Annotated in this window: 2 protein-coding genes; one reads left to right on the top strand and one right to left on the bottom strand. The window is 60.4% G+C overall.

Translation table 11 applies throughout. The features are described from left to right. Positions 1 to 338 (top strand): hypothetical protein (locus I53_RS34630; RefSeq protein WP_210161595.1); only part of this gene is annotated, 338 nt, incomplete at its 5' end. A 365-nt stretch (positions 339 to 703) separates the two neighbouring features. Here I53_RS34630 and I53_RS34205 read toward each other — a convergent pair. Then, positions 704 to 1,025 (bottom strand): hypothetical protein (locus I53_RS34205; protein WP_043354867.1); only part of this gene is annotated, 322 nt, incomplete at its 5' end.

The raw sequence follows: 1,025 nt of genomic DNA on the forward strand, positions 1-1,025 counted from the left end.
TAGCGGAGATGATGTCTCGGCTTCGCGAATACAGAAACTTCTTCGCTCATGAAATATTCTCCCTGAGAAGAGTCGGGGAGGATGACGCGGAGGGATGGACTACGGCGGAAGTCGTCAGGTCTAGTTTGAAGGTATCTCAGCACGCCGTTTCGTCAGACAGGATCAGGAAAACGGTGCTCGACATGATTGTTTGCGACACCTTTTCGCGTGAGATGGCCGAATGGATCGAGACGACCAGTAATGGAAAAACGGCAGATTTGCCCTCGCTTCCGCCATTGCCGGAAAAGCATAAGGGTGAACGCATCAGTATCGAGGAATTCATGAGCCGGCAAAGCTAGCCTTCCAAGCTGGCACGAATAGCTGAAATCTGCAGGTTCTCGTGTAAAACGTCGCGAAAATCGTCTGTTCGAGATCAATAGGTTAGCGGCGCGGTGTAAAACATTTTCATTGCCTCAAACCGGCTTTCCGGACCCGTTCACGTCCCAATTGAGCGCCCCTTCGCCGTTGCACCACGACGCATACATTTGCGCTCCCGACCCCGTGCAGAAGTCACCACGTACCAGCGCGCCAAGCCCATCCTCCTCCGGCCGCTTCGCCCGAACGCAGAAGCGATCGCGCAACGGCCCGAATCCGTCGACATAGGCTCGGGCGCCTGCCGGCAGCGCCGGAGGCGTATTGCCGGCAAGGCGCCCGAAAAGCCGCATCAGGCCGCTGCCGCCGTGGTGCCGGCCAGCACTTCGATGCCGTCGACCACGAGCGTGGCGGCGAGCTTGAGGCCGCCCGCGCTCTCGATCGCCGAGGCGAGCGCTACGAGGCCGCTTTCGAGGTTCGGGAGCGTCGCGCGGTAGGCCGCTTGGGCAACATCGAGGGCGACCGCACCGATGATGTTGACGTCCGCCTTGATGCCCTGCGCCTCGGCCGTGGCGATCAGCGCCTTGGTGATGGCGAACACCTTGTCGGGGCCGCTCATGCCGGTCGTGTCGATCGAGAGCTTCGCCGCGAGGTCTTTCGCTGCTTGGCCGAAT

The sequence above is a fragment of the Methylobacterium sp. B1 genome (assembly GCF_000333255.1).
Lineage (GTDB): Bacteria > Pseudomonadota > Alphaproteobacteria > Rhizobiales > Beijerinckiaceae > Methylobacterium > Methylobacterium fujisawaense.